This is a genomic window from Pseudidiomarina tainanensis (genome assembly GCF_900115255.1).
In the GTDB taxonomy this organism is placed as follows: Bacteria; Pseudomonadota; Gammaproteobacteria; order Enterobacterales; family Alteromonadaceae; genus Pseudidiomarina; species Pseudidiomarina tainanensis.
The window spans coordinates 430,669-449,964 of record NZ_FOYU01000001.1; the positions used below are offsets into that span (position 1 = coordinate 430,669).

The following is a 19,296-nucleotide window of genomic DNA, read 5'->3' on the forward strand; positions in this document are numbered from 1 at the left end:
AGTTGACGTTAGAGGCTTTGAACATAGCGATATAAATCGTGTAGTAAGCGCATATGTTTTGCCGAATCGGCATATTGAACCGATGCTTGCTCTAGTTCATGCATAAATTGCTCGGCACTAAGTGCACGCCCAGGTGGCGTCATTAACTGTTGTTGACAGAATGAACGCCAACGTTGTAGTTCAGCGTCGTTCAACGTTCTCGGAAAGTTACGAGCGCGATAACGAAATAACATTTCAGGTAATCGACTGTCGGCAAAATTCAGTTCAAGCCCTGCAAGTTGGTCAGGATCAGCGGCGCGAATAATAGCCATGTTGGAACGATCTTGGTCACTAAAAAACGCGCCGCTGTAGAGCATGAGATCTGGATCGGAAGTCGTTTCAAATTCGCGTGTAAAACAGCATGCAGCAACGATCTTTTCACGCAATTCTGAGTTACCAATTAAGAACTGTCGGCGTTGCTCAAATTCGTTTAAATCAATTTGCCAACGCGTCTGTGCTGTTTGATCAATAACTTTAAGTGGCGCTATAAACGGGCACTTATTGAGCGCAAACTGGCCGCCACCAAAAGGACTTAAATTTTGCTCTTGAAGTACGGCGCGACGGGTAAAACGACGCTCAATCATGTCAGCTTCGCTCATCTGGAGCAGTTGCTGTGGGTCGCAGCGCAAATCCCAATAGATCACTGAATTAGGCTGATCAGGATGGTAAGCCAACGGCATAATCACACTTAAATAGCCATGATGAGCGCCATAAAATCCGCTGACATGGGCTAGCGCTGTAAACGTGGTTAATTGCACCAAGTCTTTTACGGCTTGCTTACGACGCATGCTATAGGCGTAATCGAACAGGCGTGGTTGTGCATGTTTTACTTTTTGTGCCATTGCAATGGTGGCATAGACATCCGCCATTGCATCGTGCGCTTGGCCATGTTCGATGTTATTAACTCGGGTCAAATCTTCAAGTTTCATGCTCACGCGCCCATCATCGTGATAGGGCCACTCGATACCTTCAGGGCGCAACGCATAGCAGGCACGCATGAGATCAATCAGATCCCACCGTGAATTGTTATCCTGCCAGGTGTGGGCATAGGGATCGATAAAGTTGCGATAGAACAGATGTCGTGTAACTTCATCATCAAAAGCGATATTGTTGTAGCCAATAATCGTCGTATCCGGCTCACTCATTTGTGCCGCGATTTTTTCTGCAAATGCGGCTTCATTCATGCCTTGCGCCAAGGCATGTTGCGGTGTAATACCGGTAATCATAACTGCTTGCGGATGCGGCAAAAAATCTGGCGTTGGCTGACAATAAATCGTCATTGGTCGACCAACCGGTTCAAAATCTAACGTTGTGCGTAGGCCAGCAAACTGCGCGGGTCGGTCGGTTTGTGGGTTTGCTCCCCAAGTTTCATAGTCATGCCAATAGAATGTCGGCTGAGTCATCGCTGATCCATCATGTTTTTTTAAATACTTGCGCTCAGATTAACTGAATAAACGAGCAGAGCAAAGGCGTTATTCGTTATTGGTTATTCGTTATTCGGAAGAGATAAAAGCGGTAAAACGAGAAGCACAAGCGTCAGAACAACTGTATTCCAAGTTCCCAACTCTGCTAGTATCGGTAAACTAATAACCAATAACGATAATCGAATAACGATCAACGAGGTTCTTATGAAACGTATCGCTCTTATTGCTGCTATGGGTTTATTTGGCGTTGCAGCCAATACTGCGTTAGCAGATAACCATGGTCATAAAGCGGCTGACGAAACCTTCGCCATCGCCATTCATGGCGGTGCCGGCACCATCACACGCGAAAGCATGACGCCAGAACGCGAACGTGCCTATAAAGAGAAATTAACTGAAGCGATTAATGCCGGTCATGCCGTTTTAGCACAAGGCGGTACGAGTATGGACGCAGTGATCGCGGCCGTCCAGATTATGGAAGCTTCACCGCTATTTAATGCGGGTCGCGGTGCGGTTTATAACTGGAACGGTGAACACGAGCTCGATGCCTCCATTATGGATGGTAAAACGCGTGAAGCGGGCGCAGTTGCTAGTGTTAAAACAGTAAAGAGCCCAATCGCTCTGGCTCGTAAGGTTATGGAAGAATCTGTGCATGTCATGTTAAGCGGTGAGGGTGCTGAGCAATTTTCTCGCGAGCAGGGCTTAGAACAGGTTGATAATAGCTATTTTAATACTGACGCGCGCTATAAAGCGTTGCAACGCATGAAAGAGCAAGTTGGTAACCCGCAAGATAAGCAAGCTTGGGTGACCATGGATGATAACTTTAAGTACGGTACGGTTGGCGCTGTTGCTCGAGATAAACATGGCAACCTTGCCGCGGCAACATCAACCGGTGGTATGACCGGTAAACGCTATGGCCGAGTGGGTGACTCACCAATTATTGGCGCCGGAACTTGGGCTGATAACGATAGTTGTGCGGTTTCTGCAACTGGCCACGGCGAATACTTTATTCGTTACCACGTTGCTGCAGATATTTGTTCGCGAATGAAGTATCAGCAAGTTGATATGGTGACTGCAGGTGACACGGTGATCCATGATGTGTTGCTTCCGCAAGGCGGTACCGGTGGTGTGATTATTGTCGATAAAGACGGCAATGTGCATATGCCATTTAATACCGAGGGGATGTATCGCGCGAAACGAATCGGTAATAGTCCAGTTGAGGTTGCCATCTACAACGATTGACTATACTGAATGCATGGTAACTTGAAGTTCGACAAACGAGGTGCGCCATGCATTCATTAAAAGTGGTTGATTATATGAATCGACATCCGGTGAGTTTCTCACCGTCGATGTCGATTGAAGCAGCAGTTTCAGTACTAATTCAAAGCAACCAGCGCGGCGGGCCGGTGGTTGATGCGCAGCATAAGCTGGTTGGTTTCTTATCTGAGCAAGACTGTCTGGCGACGATGTTACGTGATACCTACCATAACGAACAAAGCGCTACCGTCAGCGACTGTATGTATCGGGGTGAGGTGGTGACGGTCGATGCCGATACCTCAGTCACTGACTTAGCGCAGCAAATGACCGCCAATAAACCTAAGTTGTATCCAGTGATTGATGCTGAGCGTCAACTCATTGGGGTTATTTCACGAAGTGATGTGTTACGAGCAATCGATTTACATTTACGTGAAGGATACTCTCGCCGTTAACATCAAAGGCTGACGCTGGTAAACTAGCGTCAGCTTTTTAAAATCAATTAGGATTGACGTGCGCGCTATTCAATTTCCCGCTGACTTACCTGTCGTACAAGAAAAATCGTCTATTCAGGCGGCCATCAAAAAACACCAAGTTGTTATTGTTGCCGGCGAGACAGGTTCAGGTAAAACGACTCAGTTACCCAAAATGTTGCTCGAAATGGGCTACGGTGATGCTGAGCAAGGGCGCATGATTGGGCATACGCAGCCGCGTCGATTGGCGGCTCGAAGCGTAGCTACCCGTATTGCACAGGAACTGCAGAGCGAGCTTGGCTCAATCGTTGGTTTTAAAGTTCGATTTCAAGACGAAACAGCACCTGGCACTCGGATTAAGTTAGTCACCGATGGTATGTTGCTGGCTGAACTACAAACGGACCGACTGTTGTCCAAATACGACGCAATTATTATTGATGAAGCGCATGAGCGCAGTCTAAATATCGATTTCTTATTGGGTGTATTGGCTACATTGTTGCCAAAGCGTCCAGAGCTGAAGCTCATTATCACCTCGGCAACGATTGAAACGGAACGTTTTTCCAAGCACTTTAATGCCGCGCCGATTATTACTGTTAGCGGGCGGACCTATCCCGTTGAAACACGCTATCGACCGTTGCAAGACGCAGATACCAATGATGATGATTTGGACGTGGTGCAAGGGGTTTGTGATGCCCTTCATGAGCTGCAACGCGAAGCACCTGGAGACGTGTTGATATTTGCCAGTGGCGAACGTGAAATTCGTGACTTTGCTGAAGCGATTGGCGAACTGAAATTATCAAATACTGAGGTGTTACCCCTATTTGCGCGCCTTTCTGCAGCTGAGCAGAACCGAATTTTTCAACCGCACAGCATGCGCCGCGTGGTGATTGCAACCAACGTGGCGGAAACATCGCTCACGGTTCCAGGTATTCGTTATGTGATTGATCCAGGCACAGCCCGAATCAGCCGTTATAGTTATCGCACTAAGGTGCAGCGGTTGCCGATAGAGAAAATATCGCAAGCCAGCGCTAATCAGCGTGCTGGTCGCTGCGGTCGCGTTGCGCCGGGCATTTGTATTCGGTTGTATAGCGAAGAAGATTTTCTTGCTCGCCCGCAATACACGGATCCAGAAATTTTACGTACCAACCTTGCTGCGGTTATTTTGCAGATGACGTCGGCGAAGTTGGGCGATATTCGTAAATTCCCATTTATCGAGCGCCCCGATGAGCGTTATATAAACGATGGTGTGAACTTGCTGCAGGAGTTGCATGCCATAGCTCCAAGTGGTCGTCGTAATCGACGGCAGAGAGGAAATGGCTATCAAGGGCCTCGATTGACTTCCGTCGGGCGGCAACTCGCTCAATTACCATTAGATCCGCGCCTGGCGCGTATGGTTTTAGCGGCCAACGAGTATGGTTGTATGCAGGAAGTGATGGTGATTGTGGCTGCGTTGAGTATTCAAGACCCGCGTGAGCGTCCGCAACAGGCTGCCCAGAAAGTTGATGAGTTACATCAACGTTTTCACGATAAAGATTCCGACTTTATGGGGTTCTTGAAACTCTGGCATTATTTATCAGAATTGCAACATGAGTTATCAAAAACGCAATTTAGAAAGCGTTTGAAGCAAGAGTTCTTGCACTTTCTGCGTGTGCGTGAATGGCAGGACGTTTATACCCAGGTGCGGCAAACAGTGCGTGGCTTAGGCTTTCGGATTAACCAAGAGCCAGCCTCTTACGAGGCTGTGCATCGGGCGCTACTCACAGGCATGTTATCGCAACTTGGCCAGAAACAAGAAGGCCATGAATATCTCGGTGCGCGTAATCGAAAGTTCTATATATTTCCGGGATCGGGTCTGTTTAAGAAATCCCCCAAGTGGGTGATGGCGGCTGAGCTGGTCGAAACCTCGCGGTTATTTGCGCGCATGAATGCCCGAATTGAGCCCGAATGGATTGAACCTGCGGCAACGCACTTGGTGAAACGCAATTATTTTGAGCCTCACTTCTCGAAGAAGCAGGGGTCGGTTATTGCCGATGAACAGGTTACTTTGTTCGGCTTAATTATTGTGCCTCGGCGCAAAGTACAATATGGACCAATTGACGCAAGTGCGGCACGCGAAATTTTTATACGTGAAGCGCTAGTGCAGGGTGAGTTGAAGCGTGAATTACCGTTTATCGCCCATAATCGAGCACTGATTGATGACGTACGAAAGCTTGAAGAAAAGTCACGTCGCCGTGATATTTTAATTGATGATGAAGCGCTATTCGAGGCCTATGATCGCGAGCTACCTGCGGGGATCTATAACGAGCAGCTGTTAAGTGGCTGGTGGCACAAGGCCGTTAAACAACAACCTCAATTATTGCGCTTTGAACGTGATGATTTGATGGCTCAGGACGCTTCGCATGTTACCGAACTAGATTATCCAGAAGCCTGGCAGCAAGGCAATTTACGTCTAAAACTGCGTTATGTTTTTGATCCGAAAGCAGAAGACGACGGCGTGACCGTGGAAATTCCGCTGGCGCTATTGAATCAGGTGACTAATCATGGTTTCGATTGGTTAATTCCGGCTTTTCGTCATGATGTTGTGGTGGCTTGGATTAAATCCTTACCTAAAACATTACGGCGTAACTTTGTGCCCGCACCAAATTATGCTCAGGCATTTTTAGCTGATTGTACCGGTGAATTAATTTCCAACACATCATTGTTAGATGCACTGGCGGCCAAATTAAGGCGCATGACCGGCGTTACCATTCCGTCCGATGCATGGGATGCATCACAATTGTCGCCGCACTTGCGGATGAATTATGCGGTTGTGAACGAACGCGGTGAAACGTTACGCATGGCCCGAGATTTAGAAGTGCTACAGCAAGCCATGCAAGGTCAGGTACAACATGCGTTGAAACGCGCTGTACAGAAGTCTGAGACAGAACAGCCAATGCGGGCAACCGAGTGGGTATTTGGCGCACTTCCAGATACTTTGGAACAGCAACAACAAGGGTATGCGATAAAAGCTTATCCTGCGTTGGTCCCAGACGGCGAGGGCGTTCGTCAGGAACTGTTTGATACGCCAATGCAAGCGCAATATGCGCACCGACGTGGTTTGCGTCAACTGCTGCTGGTACAGCTTCCTTCACCGGTACGTTATCTGCAACAGTCGCTGTCTAACAAAGCGAAACTGGCGATGTATTATAATCCTTGGGGTAAAGTCGATGACTTGATTCATGACTGCATTATAGCGGCGCTCGACGAACTCATTGATGGCAATACAGCTCGTGACGCTGCGTCTTTTAGCCAACTGTTTGAGCAAGCGCGCGGAGAAATTAATGAGAGAGTTACAGCGATTGCCAATATGGTGGAGCCGTGTTTGATATTGAGTCAGACCATACGTAAGCGCTTAAAAGGCAAAGTAAGTTTAGATCAGATTCAAGCACACGGTGACATCAAAGATCAGCTTGATCACTTGGTTTATCGGGGCTTTGTTAGCGATGTCGGTGCTGCGAGATTAGCCGATATTTGGAGATATTTACAGGCGATAGAGCGGCGCCTAGAGAAACTTCCGGTTGATCCAAACAAAGACCGCTTACATACGCTTACAATTACCAGCTTACAGCAGGATTATCAGGCGTTGCTGGCAAAATATCAGCAGCGTCAGGAAATACCGAAAGCGGTTAAAGATATTCGTTGGATGATTGAAGAACTGCGGGTAAGTTTGTTTGCGCAAACATTAGGCACCCGTTTCCCTATCTCTGAAAAACGGGTGCGACAAGCATTAACTAGCGTATAAGCCTAAGTTGGCACGTGAATACGCTTCGAAATCATCGCAACCACCAATGTGCTGCTCATCAATAAAGATTTGTGGCACGGTGAGTACTGGTTTACCGACCGTTTTTTCTAAGTCAGCTTTGCTGATACCTTCGGCATGCATATCGATGTAACGGAATTCAAAATCGTCACGATCCTCAGCTAATTTTTCAGCAATCTGTTTTGCGCGGACGCAAAATGGGCAACCAGGGCGACCAAAAATCACAGTAAACATTCGCTACTCCTGTTTTTAAAAGCGATAATTGCTCAGTATTTTCCTACAAACAAGGCCGAGATGCCAATGGGTTTCGTTGATTTAGATTATAGATTTTGTCGATTTATTGATTAATTTCGAGGTCGGTTTTTGCTGTACAGCAACAGGCGAGACAATCACCGGGGCGAATAAAGGCAAGTGGATCATTCACATAATCAACTTCACCGCTGACCAGCTGGACACGACAAGCACCGCAGAAGCCATTACGGCAGTGATAGTGCGGTTCTAAGCCGGCTTGCTCCATCACCTCAAGCAGAGTTGTACCTTGTGAAGCATCAACGGTCAGCTCGTGCTGACCGTTGACTTTAACCTTATAAAGCTGGCTCATGGGGGATTAAAGTTCGAAGTCTCCCAAATCGGCGGCACTTACTTCGCTATCGATTTGGCCCACTAAGTAAGAGGTGATTTCAGCTTCTTGTGGCGCGACTTGAACGTTGTCAGAAACAAGATACTTGTTCATCCACGGTAATGGGTTACTGCGTTGTTTGAATGGCGCATCAAAGCCAATGGCTTCCATACGCATATTGGCAATGTATTCCACGTATTGGCATAACATTTCTTCGTTCAAACCAATCATTGACCCATTACGGAACAAATAATGCGCCCATTGCTTCTCTTGTTCGACCGCTTTCATGAAAATCGCCAGCGCTTCTTCACGCAGTTCTTCGGCGATTTCTTTCATTTCAGGGTCATCTTTGCCGTATTGCCAAAGGTTCAAGATTTGCTGAGTTGAAACCAAGTGCAGGTTTTCATCACGAGCAATCAAACGAATGATCTTTGAGTTACCTTCCATTAAGTCGCGCTCAGCAAAGGCAAAGGTGCAAGCGAAACTTACATAGAAACGAATAGCCTCAAGAGCATTCACGGAATTGATACACAAGAATAATTTCTTTTTGAGCTCCCGCATGTTTACGGTGTGCTCTTCGCCATCAACTTCCCAGACACCTTCGCCGTGTGTTTGCCAAAGCTGCGTGTAGAAAATCAAATCATCATAGTACTGAGAGATATCGTTCGCGCGCTTTTGGATTTCTTCGTTGATCACGATATCTTCAAATACTTCACTCGGGTCGGTAAAAAGATTACGCAAAATATGCGTATATGAGCGTGAGTGAATGGTTTCAAAGAACGACCAAGTTTCAATCCAAGTTTCAAGTTCAGGAATCGATACAATTGGGAGTAGGGCAATGTTTGGACTACGACCTTGCACTGAATCGAGCAACGTTTGATATTTCAGGTTTGAAATAAAAATATGCTTTTCACTTTCAGTAAGTGCCTGAAAGTCCACGCGATCGCGACTCACGTCAACTTCTTCTGGACGCCAAAAGAAGCTGATTTGTTTCTCGATGAGCTTTTCAAAAATACTATGTTTTTGTTGGTCATAACGCGCTACGTTGACCGAGTTACCGAAAAACATCGGTTCGTGTAGCGGGTTAATCTGATTTTTATTAAACGTCGAATAACTCATAGTTTAGCGCACCTTAATTGTTGGCCGTACCACGTTATTAAATTTTGCAAGCACCACCGGCACAATCATCGTCTTCTTCAACGACCGCCACAGTTGCTTGTTGATTTTCTTCTTCACGTGTTTTGGCTTCAACTTTATCGCGGAGATCCACCTGGTTGTCAGATGCACCGTCACGCGTGTTGTGGTAATACAATGTTTTGACACCAAGTTTGTAGGCATACAGCAAGTCTTGTAGCAATTGCTTCATAGGTACTTTGCCGGCTTCGAACTTGTTCGGGTCGTAATTGGTATTCGCTGAAATCGTCTGATCGACAAATTTCTGCATAATACCAACCAGCTCTAAATAACCTTTGTTACTTGGAATCTGCCACAGAAGTTCATACGCTTGCTTCAAGGTCTCGTACTCTGGAACAACCTGTTTGGTAATCCCGTCTTTCGATGCTTTGACGCTGATATGTCCGCGTGGCGGCTCAATACCATTGGTTGCATTTGAGATTTGCGACGACGTCTCAGATGGCATCAATGCTGACAAGGTTGAGTTACGCATGCCGTACTTCATAACATCTTCGCGCAGGCTATCCCAATCGTAATGCAATGGTTCGCTACAAACGGTATCGAGATCTTTCTTATAGGTATCAATCGGCATGATGCCTTTTGAGTATGTTGTTTCGTTAAACTTCGGACACGCACCCATTTCTTTCGCCAGGTTCATCGAGGCCTTCATGAGGTAGTACTGAATTGCCTCGAAAGTACGGTGCGTTAGGCCATTGGCCGAGCCATCAGAATAGCGCACGCCATTTTTCGCTAAGTAATATGCGTAGTTGATTACACCGATACCTAAGGTACGGCGCCCCATGGTGGCATTACGCGCTGCCGGCACTGGATATTCTTGGTAGTCGAGGAGGCTATCAAGCGCGCGCACGGCTAATTCAGCCATCTCTTCCAAGTCGTCCAGTGATTTGATCGCGCCTAAGTTAAAGGCGGACAGCGTGCATAGGGCAATTTCACCTTCTTCATCGTTCACGTGCGCCAACGGTTTCGTTGGCAGCGCGATTTCCAGACACAAGTTGCTCTGGCGAATCGGCGCCACTTTCGGATCAAATGGGCTATGGGTGTTGCAATGGTCAACGTTTTGCAAATAAATACGGCCAGTGCTGGCACGCTCTTGCATAAACAGACTAAACAATTCGATTGCTTTGATGCGCTTCTTACGAATTGATTCATCGGCTTCATACTGTTTGTATAAACGCTCAAATTCGTCTTGATCAGCAAAGAATGCATCGTATAAACCAGGTACGTCAGACGGGCTAAATAATGTGATGTAGTCGTCTTTAATCAAACGCTGATACATAACTCGGTTAAATTGCACGCCATAATCGAGGTGGCGTACACGGTTCTCTTCAACACCTCGGTTGTTCTTAAGCACCAACAAGCTCTCTACTTCTAAATGCCAAAGCGGATAGAAGAGGGTAGCTGCGCCGCCACGAACGCCACCTTGCGAACAGCTTTTTACAGCTGTTTGGAAGTATTTATAGAACGGGATACAACCGGTGTGGAACGCTTCACCGCCGCGAATTGGGCTACCGAGTGCACGAATACGACCTGCATTGATACCAATACCAGCGCGTTGCGATACGTATTTCACAATAGCGCTTGCGGTTGCGTTGATAGAATCGAGGCTGTCACCTGCTTCAATTAATACGCACGAACTAAACTGACGCGTTGGCGTACGCACGCCCGCCATAATTGGCGTTGGTAGCGAGATTTTGAACTGTGACGTCGCATCGTAGAAGCGTTTGACATAATCTAATCGTGTATCTTTCGGATAGTTGGCAAATAAACAAGCCGCTACCAGAACATATAAAAATTGAGCACTTTCATAGATGTCGCCGGTAACACGGTTCTGAACGAGATACTTACCTTCCAGTTGTTTTACTGCAGCATACGAGAAGTTCAAATCACGTGAATGATCAATAAAATCATTCATTTGTTCGAACTCTTCTTTGCTGTAATCGGTTAACAAGTGCTTATCGTAACGACCTGACTCAACCATTTTGGTGACTTGATCATACAAATGCGGTGGCTCGAACTGCCCGTATGCCAACTTGCGCAAATGGAAAATCGCTAAGCGAGCGGCCATGTACTGATAATCAGGCGCTTCTTCAGAGATTAAGTCCGCTGCAGCTTTAATAATGGTTTCATGAATGTCTTCAGTTTTAATGCCATCATAAAACTGAATGTGTGATTTGATCTCAACTTGTGACACTGAAACGTCGTTCAGGCCTTCGGCGGCCCAGCTAATAACGCGGTGGATTTTGTCCAAGTTCAAAGGTTCACGTTCGCCGCTACGCTTAGTTACGAAGAGCTGTTGATTCATGAGGCGCATCCATAGTCATTGTTGTTATGTGTTTTTTATGTAGCCACAAGATATGGTGCAACAGGACGTCGCTCGTGCGTTTTTTACACAATATCTTGGGTTAGCTGAATGACCTGTATCCTAGCACTTATCGTACGCTGATCAAGTGAATTTACGGTGAAAAAATGGCGAGAATTGCATGGCGAAGTAGGAGCTTTCGCTAAAACGCTTGCCAATAAAGCGACTTAGGAAAATCAAGCCAGAAAAAAAATTTTCTTATTATTTTTTTGTCTGTTAAATGCAATGTTCAGATAACAAATTTATAAGCCACGTTTAACAAGGCTTTTACAAGATCTTGATGGGTGAGTCGGCTCACCCACAAGATGTAGTGTTAAACAATTAATTTGACCACAATCGGACTAATTCTAGCGGGTGGGTAATTTGCGCATTTGCGCCCCAACTTTGGATGTTATCATTGGTGCTGATGTAACCATATTCGGCCAGCACAGTGAACATGTTAGCGCGCCGACCAGCTTCTATATCACGTTCGGCATCTCCCACATACCAGCAGTGCTGGGCTTCAATACCAAGATGGCTTGCAGCATGCAGCAACGGCGCAGGATCAGGCTTTGCTACCGGCAGCGTATCGCCACTGACTACCACCTCAATTGTCGCCAACTGTGGGTAGTGCGGCACTAACTGTTGCGTCAGTGCTTGTGGTTTGTTCGTGACAATTGCCACCGCGATGTGTTGCTGATGCAATTGCTCGAGCAAGCCTGCAACGCCATCAAATAATTGCGTGTGTACGGCAATTTGGGCGGCATAGGCATCTAAAAAAGCGCTGCGTAGTTCATCGCTACGTTGCTCAAACTCATCACCGTAGGCGTAGCGTAACAGCCCAGCAGATCCATGCGACGCTAGCGGCGTGTATTCTGCAGGACTGACTAAGGGACGCTGCTCGGCGGCAAGTACCGTATTCAAGGCCGCGCCGAGATCTGGCGCGGTATCTAACAAGGTCCCGTCGAGATCAAACAAGACCGCTTGCGGTGGTGCTAACTTGGCTTGTGTAGACATACGATGTAATTCACATCCACATTCGAATTATCAAGATAAAAACCACGCCACGGTAAATAGTGCATACCGGTCATGGCTTGCGCGTCAAGGCCTGCTGCATCAGTCATGCGCAGTAGTTCGGCTGGCTGAATAAATTTTTGATGCTGGTGTGTTCCTTTTGGCACCCAGCCCAATACATATTCAGCGGCAACAATACCTAATAGCCATGATTTGACGTTTCGGTTTAACGTGGAGAAAAATACATAACCACCTGGCTTCACAGCATTGGCAGCGGCTTGGACAATGGCGCCGGGATCAGGCACGTGTTCAAGCATTTCTAAACAAGTGACCACGTCGAATTGCGCTGCGTGCTCCTGCGCAAATTGCTCAGCGGGAATACACTGATAATCAATTGAAAGTTGGCTTTCAAGGGCATGCAGACGCGCAACTTGCAGCGATTGTTCTGCCATGTCGATACCAGTAACTGTTGCACCAGCTTTTGCTAAACCTTCAGCCAAGAGGCCGCCGCCACAGCCAATGTCTAAAATCTTTTGTCCAAAGACACCGTCGCAGTGACGCAAAATATAATCAAGGCGCAACGGATTAATGAGGTGAAGTGGTTTAAATTCACCTTCGGGGTCCCACCAACGGGAGGCAATGGCGCTAAATTTTTCAATTTCTGCTGGATCTACATTCGAATTTGCGGTCATAGGGCTTCTGCTACGGCTTAAAAGTCGGTACAGTGTACTCAACCTACAGGGATAAAAAAAGATGCGATAGCGGCTCGCTACGGGTACAATGCGCTATCGTACGAATTATAAGAAAGACAGAGCGTTTAGGGATATAACTACTATGAGTGATCTCGCCAGAGAAGTCGTTCCGGTCAATATTGAAGACGAACTGAAAAGTTCATACCTCGATTATGCGATGAGCGTAATTGTAGGACGGGCATTGCCGGATGTACGTGATGGTCTCAAGCCGGTTCACCGTCGCGTATTGTTTGCGATGAATGAACTACGCAATGATTTCAATAAGCCATATAAAAAGTCAGCACGTATTGTTGGTGACGTTATCGGTAAGTATCACCCACACGGTGATATCGCTGTGTACGATACCATTGTACGTATGGCACAACCATTCTCACTACGCTATATGCTGGTGGATGGCCAGGGTAACTTTGGTTCCGTTGACGGTGACTCCGCAGCTGCCATGCGTTACACCGAAATCAGAATGGCAAAAATTGCCAGCGAATTACTCTCCGACCTCGACAAAGAAACCGTCGATTTTGTGCCAAACTACGATGGCACTGAACAAATTCCTGAAGTCTTACCAACTCGCGTACCGAACCTTCTGGTAAACGGTTCATCAGGTATTGCTGTAGGTATGGCGACCAATATTCCGCCACACAACTTAACCGAAGTGGTTAATGGTTGCTTGGCAATGATTGATAATCCAGATATTCAAATTGATGAATTGATGGAATATATCCCAGGCCCTGACTTCCCAACGGCGGCAAGCATTTCTGGTCGTGCAGGCATCATTGAAGCCTACAAAACTGGACGTGGTCGGATTCACCTGCGCGCTAAAGCCGAGGTTGAAACGGATAGCAACGGTCGCGAAGCGATTATTGTTACCGAAATACCTTATCAGGTGAACAAGGCGAAGCTGATTGAGAAAATAGCTGAGCTAGTGAAAGAAAAGCGCCTAGAAGGTATCAGTGGTCTGCGCGATGAATCAGATAAAGATGGCATGCGTATTGTCATTGAAATCAAGCGCGGTGAAGTTTCTGAAGTTATCCTGAACCATTTATATGCCAACACTCAAATGCAAGTTGTGTTTGGTATTAACATGGTTGCGCTTGATAAGAACCAACCACGTTTGTTCAATCTGCGTGACATGCTGGAGTGCTTCATTTTACACCGCCGCGAAGTGGTGACACGGCGCTCAGTATATGAGTTGCGCAAAGCACGTGAACGCGCGCACATCTTAGAAGGTTTAGCGATTGCGTTGGCGAATATTGACGAAATTATTGAGTTAATTCGCCGCTCACAAACTGCCGCGGATGCGAAAGCTGGTTTAACGAGTCGTGCATGGCAGTTGGGTGATGTTGCTGCGATGCTTGAGCGCGCTGGTGTTGATGCTGCGCGTCCAGACCATCTCAGCCCTGAATTCGGTATACGCGATGGCCAATACTATTTAACGGAAGAACAAGCCCAAGCAATTTTGGACTTGCGCTTACACAAGTTAACTGGTCTTGAGCACGAAAAAATCCTCGAAGAGTATAAAAACCTTCTACAAATCATTGAAGAATTGCTACACATTCTGAATAGCGCTGAGCGCTTAATGGAAGTGATTCGTGAAGAGCTAGAAAAAGTGAAAGCAGAGTATGGCGATGCGCGCCGTACTGAAATCACTGCGGCTGCGCACGATATCAGCATGGAAGATCTGATCAATGAAGAAGACGTTGTGGTAACACTTTCGCATCATGGTTATGTGAAGTATCAACCATTGACGGAATATGAAGCGCAACGTCGTGGCGGTAAGGGTAAATCTGCCACCAAGATGAAAGATGAAGACTTTATTGAGCGGTTATGGGTTGCCAATACGCACGATACGATTTTGTGCTTCTCAACTCGCGGCCGTATTTACTGGATGAAGGTTTACAACCTACCGTTGGCGACGCGTACTGCGCGCGGTCGACCTATTGTAAACTTGTTACCACTCGAAGAGGGCGAGCGTATTACCGCCATCTTGCCAACGCGTGACTATCCAGAAGATAAGTACATTGTTATGGCGACCCGTAACGGTACAGTCAAGAAAACCCCAATGGAAGCGTATTCGCGTCCACGCAGCGGCGGTATCATTGCCTTGAACCTCAACGATGGTGATGAATTGATTGGTGTTGACGTCACTACCGCTGGCGATGAGATCATGCTGTTCTCTGACGGCGGTAAAGTGGTCCGTTTCAGTGAAGATCAAGTGCGTTCTATGGGACGTACCGCAACCGGTGTTCGTGGTATTCGACTCGCTGACGGTCAGAAAGTCGTGTCATTGATTGTGCCACGAACTATCGAAGAAGAGGTGCCGTGCATCTTGACGGTAACCGAAAATGGTTACGGTAAACGTACTCCAATTACTGATTATCCAGCGAAGAGCCGCGCAACCAAAGGCGTTGTTTCAATCAAGGTAAGCGAGCGAAATGGCGAAGTGGTTGGCGCCATGGAAGTGGTTGAAGCGAACCAAATCATGCTTATTAGTAACAAAGGAACGCTGGTGCGTACCCGTGTTAGCGAAGTATCGATTGTTGGCCGTAACACTCAAGGTGTGCGTTTGATTCGTACCGGTGCCGATGAGCAAGTGGTCGGTATGCAGCGGATTGATGAAGTTGATGAAGATGATGAAACCGACGCGCTGTTGAACGAGCCGGTAGAAGGCGAAGATAACAGTGAGCCTTTAGATGACGATGCGGATGATGACGCAGCGGCTGATGATGTCAGTGAGGAATAATTGCATGAGCGCCCCGTTTAACTTTTCTGCGGGGCCGGCAATGCTGCCGGCAGAGGTTATGAAACAAGCCCAAGAAGAGTTCCTTAATTGGAACAACTTGGGCATTTCAGTGATGGAAATTAGTCATCGTGATCCGATTTTTATTCGGATGGCCGAGCAAGCCGAGCAAGACTTGCGCGATTTGATGGCAATTCCTGACAACTACCAAGTGCTGTTCATGCACGGCGGTGGTCGTGGTCAATTTAGTGCGGTGCCGCAGAATATTGCGGGACCAAACGCCACGGTTGATTATTTGAACTGTGGCATTTGGTCTGACTTTGCAATTCGCGAAGCACAAAAATACGTACAGCATGTGAATGTTGTTGGTGCGTCAGTGCAAACCGAGCAAGGCAAAGCATTAGCGCCACGTGAAAGCTGGAAATTGTCAGATAACGCTGCTTACTTCCATTATTGCCCGAATGAGACAGTCGATGGTATTGCGTTGCACGATATTCCTGATGTGAACGCTCCCATCGTTGCGGATATGTCCTCGAATATTCTCTCCGAGCCGCTCGATGTCAGTCGTTTTGGTGTAATTTACGCCGGCGCTCAAAAGAATATTGGTCCATCTGGTTTCGCCATTGCCATTGTCCGTGATGATCTGCTTGGTCATGCTCAAGGGAATACCTCGACCATCATGGACTACACCGTTCAGGCGAAAGAACGTTCCATGTACAACACCCCAAATACCTTCGCTTGGTATTTGTCGGCGTTAGTTTTCCAATGGTTAAAACGCCAAGGCGGTGTCGCAGCCATGGGACAACAAAACCACGCCAAGGCGAGCAAACTGTATCAATATATTGACAGTTCAAGCTTCTACAGTAATCCAGTTCACCCTAACTATCGTTCAATTATGAACGTACCATTTCTACTCGCTGATGAACGCCTCGACGGTGACTTCCTCAAGCAAGCAGAGCGAGCTGGTCTGTTGGGGCTTAAAGGACACCGTTTTGTCGGCGGTATGCGCGCAAGTATTTACAATGCGATGCCGATGGCCGGAGTGGATGCGTTAGTTGAGTTTATGCGCGAATTCGAGCGCAAAGCCTAAAACATAAAACACAAAAGCGTTGTTCGGTTTTCGTCCGTTCACTTTGTTCACTGTTCGTACGTGCTACGCACTGTTCGAATAGCGAAGCGGACGAATAGCGAAGCGTACGAACAACGAAGTGTACGAACAACGAGAAATTTATGACTGAATTTAATGCGAAAGAACTTGCGAACCCAGGCGTTCGTAACTTGAGTCCTTATCAAGCTGGCAAGCCCATTGAAGAAGTGGAGCGTGAGCTTGGAATTAAAAACATCGTGAAGCTCGCTTCAAACGAGAACCCGTTGGGATTGAGTACACAGGTAAAAGCGGCATTACAAGACGCGTTAAATGGATTAGCGCGTTATCCGGACGCCAATGGCTTTTATTTGAAAAGTAAATTGGCAAGCAAATTTGGCGTAAATACGAATCAAATCACCTTGGGGAATGGTTCGAATGATGTGCTGGAGTTATTGGCTCGCACGTTCGTTGATGCCAGCCATGAGGTCATTTTTGCCCAGCACGCATTTGTGGTCTACCCGCTGGTAACCCAAGCGATTGGTGCAACAGGTGTCGCTGTGCCAGCGAAAGATTATGGCCACGATCTACCAGCCATGTTAAAAGCGATTACGCCAAAAACTCGCATGATTTTCATCGCCAATCCGAACAATCCAACCGGTACTTTTTTAACAACCGAAGCGTTGGCTGAGTTTATTGCGCAAGTGCCAAGCAATGTCTTGGTGGTACTTGATGAAGCTTACTACGAGTATGTTGACGAAGCTGAACGTGCACCTTCCGTTGAGTGGGTCGCGAAGTACCCGAATTTGATTGTCAGCCGCACTTTTTCAAAAGCCTATGGCCTAGCTGGTTTACGTGCCGGCTATGCGATTTCACATCCTGAAATTGCCGATTTGATGAACCGTATTCGTCAGCCGTTTAATATGAATAGTTTAAGTCTTCGCGCCGCAGAAGTAGTGCTGGATGATGAAGCGTATTTGGCGGAATCAATTCGTGTGAACAAACAAGGCATGCAACAGCTTGTCGCGTTCTGTGAGGAGCATGGCTTGAACTATATTCCTTCGCACGGCAACTTCCTCACCATTGAAGTGGGCCCAGAAGCTGGTGAAATGTATCAAAAATTACTGCGATCAGGCGTGATCGTGCGCCCGGTTGCAGGATATCAGCTGCCCAATCATCTGCGCGTCAGTATTGGTTTGCCAAGCGAAAACCAAACCTTCATTGATGCGATGAAAACTATTTTGTAGCTCCTTACATGACCTCAGGCTCCCCATCAATAACGCTCAAAAACTTGCAGCAGTGTCGCGGCGACGTGACACTGCCGGGTTCGAAAAGTATTGCCAACCGTGCGCTATTGATGGCTGCACTTTGTGTGGACGGTCAAAAAACCACGTTAACTAACGTATTGCGTAGCGACGACACTGAACGAATGCTTGAAGCATTGAGTGAGCTTGGCGTTATTATTGATGTTGCGTCTGACAGCGAGACGACCATGACTGTTACCGGTTGTGGCGGCCATTGGCCAAAGCAACCACAGGTGCTTGACTTGGGTAATGCTGGCACCGCAATGCGCCCGTTACTTGCCGTATTGAGCGCGACATTGCACGATACAGCGTGTGTGTTAACGGGTGATGCACGAATGCAAGAGCGACCGGTGCAGGCATTGGTGGATGCCTTGCGCGCTGGCGGCACACAACTCAACTGCTTACAGCACGAGGGCTATCCGCCAATAGAAGTGCAGGGCGGTCTACAGGGCGGTATGCTCAGTATTGATGGTAGTGCGTCGAGTCAATATATATCAGCCATGCTGATGGCGTTGCCACTATTAACACAGGACAGTGTGCTGCAACTTACCGGTACCGTGGTTTCATGGCCGTATATTGAGTTAACACTGGCGATGTTAAAGCGCTTCGGCATTGAAGTGCATCGTATTTGTCGGCAGGAATTTTTAATTCCAGGGCAGCAAACATATCAAAGTCCAGGTGAATACTGGGTTGAAGGTGATGCAAGCGCGGCATCTTATTGGCTTGCCGCAGCAGCGCTTGGTGGTGGCCCCTTAACGGTGCATGGTGTCGGCAGTGAAAGTATTCAAGGTGATGTTAAATTTGCTGATTACCTAGCTGATATGGGCGCTGAAGTAATAATTGAGGCACATTCGATTACTGTCAAACGCGGTGAGCTACGCGCTTTAGACGCTGATCTTAATGCCATCCCAGATGCTGCCATGACGTTCGCCACACTGGCCTTGTTTGCAAGCGGCACCACTCATATCCGCAACATCGCAAACTGGCGTATTAAAGAAACGGATCGTCTGGAGGCCATGGCAACTGAGCTACGCAAAGTTGGTGCTCATGTGGTTGAAACCGAAGATGCGATTGCGGTGACTCCGCCAGACGAAATTAATCACGCCGAGATAGCAACTTACAACGATCATCGCATGGCCATGAGCTTTGCGTTGTTGGGTTTTAGTCGTACTGGTGTGACCATTCTGGACCCAAAATGTTGTTCAAAAACCTACCCATCGTTCTTTGATGAGTTTTGTGCGATCACGCAATCTTCATAGAGATATCATGGA

At 47.3% G+C, this 19,296-nt stretch carries 14 protein-coding genes; 7 read left to right on the forward strand and 7 right to left on the reverse strand.

The window, feature by feature from the left end; genetic code table 11:
• Positions 1 to 8: 8 nt before the first annotated feature.
• Positions 9 to 1,442, reverse strand: coding sequence for an exodeoxyribonuclease I (gene sbcB / locus BM292_RS02075; protein WP_092854785.1), 1,434 nt, complete (start codon positions 1,440 to 1,442; stop codon positions 9 to 11).
• Between the two features lie 225 nt (positions 1,443 to 1,667).
• Here sbcB and BM292_RS02080 point away from each other — a divergent pair, with 225 nt between their 5' ends.
• The 3 genes from BM292_RS02080 to hrpA are packed head-to-tail and all read left to right on the forward strand — an operon-like array spanning position 1,668 to position 6,968.
• The gene (locus BM292_RS02080; RefSeq protein ID WP_092854787.1) at positions 1,668 to 2,702 is read left to right on the forward strand and encodes an isoaspartyl peptidase/L-asparaginase family protein; all 1,035 of its coding nucleotides are present in this window, start codon (positions 1,668 to 1,670) and stop codon (positions 2,700 to 2,702) included.
• Positions 2,703 to 2,749: 47 nt separating this feature from the next.
• Positions 2,750 to 3,169, forward strand: coding sequence for a CBS domain-containing protein (locus BM292_RS02085; RefSeq protein WP_092854789.1), 420 nt, complete (start codon positions 2,750 to 2,752; stop codon positions 3,167 to 3,169).
• A gap of 58 nt (positions 3,170 to 3,227) precedes the next feature.
• Positions 3,228 to 6,968, forward strand: a complete 3,741-nt coding sequence (gene hrpA / locus BM292_RS02090) for an ATP-dependent RNA helicase HrpA (RefSeq protein ID WP_245751794.1) — start codon at positions 3,228 to 3,230, stop codon at positions 6,966 to 6,968.
• Here hrpA and BM292_RS02095 read toward each other — a convergent pair.
• The 6 genes from BM292_RS02095 to ubiG form a co-directional block, all read right to left on the reverse strand.
• Complete coding sequence (locus tag BM292_RS02095) at positions 6,954 to 7,220, reverse strand: GrxA family glutaredoxin (RefSeq protein WP_092854793.1); 267 nt, start codon at positions 7,218 to 7,220, stop codon at positions 6,954 to 6,956. The two genes, hrpA and BM292_RS02095, sit on opposite strands and share 15 nt — an antisense overlap.
• Positions 7,221 to 7,323: 103 nt before the next feature.
• Positions 7,324 to 7,587, reverse strand: coding sequence for a class I ribonucleotide reductase maintenance protein YfaE (gene yfaE / locus BM292_RS02100; protein WP_092854795.1), 264 nt, complete (start codon positions 7,585 to 7,587; stop codon positions 7,324 to 7,326).
• Positions 7,588 to 7,593: 6 nt separating this feature from the next.
• Positions 7,594 to 8,724, reverse strand: a complete 1,131-nt coding sequence (nrdB, locus tag BM292_RS02105; RefSeq protein ID WP_092854797.1) for a class Ia ribonucleoside-diphosphate reductase subunit beta — start codon at positions 8,722 to 8,724, stop codon at positions 7,594 to 7,596.
• A 37-nt stretch (positions 8,725 to 8,761) separates the two neighbouring features.
• On the reverse strand, positions 8,762 to 11,101 hold the full coding sequence (gene nrdA, locus BM292_RS02110; RefSeq protein ID WP_092854799.1) for a class 1a ribonucleoside-diphosphate reductase subunit alpha: 2,340 nt from the start codon (positions 11,099 to 11,101) through the stop codon (positions 8,762 to 8,764).
• Between the two features lie 378 nt (positions 11,102 to 11,479).
• A complete protein-coding gene (locus BM292_RS02115) occupies positions 11,480 to 12,154 on the reverse strand; it encodes an HAD family hydrolase (protein WP_092854801.1) in 675 nt (224 codons plus the stop codon).
• Positions 12,133 to 12,843, reverse strand: coding sequence for a bifunctional 2-polyprenyl-6-hydroxyphenol methylase/3-demethylubiquinol 3-O-methyltransferase UbiG (ubiG, locus tag BM292_RS02120; RefSeq protein ID WP_092854803.1), 711 nt, complete (start codon positions 12,841 to 12,843; stop codon positions 12,133 to 12,135). The genes BM292_RS02115 and ubiG overlap by 22 nt, the downstream gene beginning before the upstream one ends.
• 142 nt (positions 12,844 to 12,985) lie before the next feature.
• On the opposite strand from ubiG, the gene gyrA reads away from it, so the two are divergent.
• The 4 genes from gyrA (at position 12,986) to aroA (ending at position 19,284) form a co-directional block, all read left to right on the forward strand.
• Positions 12,986 to 15,640, forward strand: a complete 2,655-nt coding sequence (gene gyrA / locus BM292_RS02125; RefSeq protein ID WP_092854805.1) for a DNA topoisomerase (ATP-hydrolyzing) subunit A — start codon at positions 12,986 to 12,988, stop codon at positions 15,638 to 15,640.
• A 4-nt stretch (positions 15,641 to 15,644) separates the two neighbouring features.
• The gene (gene serC, locus BM292_RS02130) at positions 15,645 to 16,727 is read left to right on the forward strand and encodes a 3-phosphoserine/phosphohydroxythreonine transaminase (protein WP_092854807.1); all 1,083 of its coding nucleotides are present in this window, start codon (positions 15,645 to 15,647) and stop codon (positions 16,725 to 16,727) included.
• 140 nt (positions 16,728 to 16,867) lie between these two features.
• On the forward strand, positions 16,868 to 17,968 hold the full coding sequence (gene hisC, locus BM292_RS02135; protein ID WP_092854809.1) for a histidinol-phosphate transaminase: 1,101 nt from the start codon (positions 16,868 to 16,870) through the stop codon (positions 17,966 to 17,968).
• An 8-nt stretch (positions 17,969 to 17,976) separates the two neighbouring features.
• Positions 17,977 to 19,284, forward strand: a complete 1,308-nt coding sequence (gene aroA, locus BM292_RS02140) for a 3-phosphoshikimate 1-carboxyvinyltransferase (protein WP_092854811.1) — start codon at positions 17,977 to 17,979, stop codon at positions 19,282 to 19,284.
• Positions 19,285 to 19,296 lie beyond the last annotated feature (12 nt).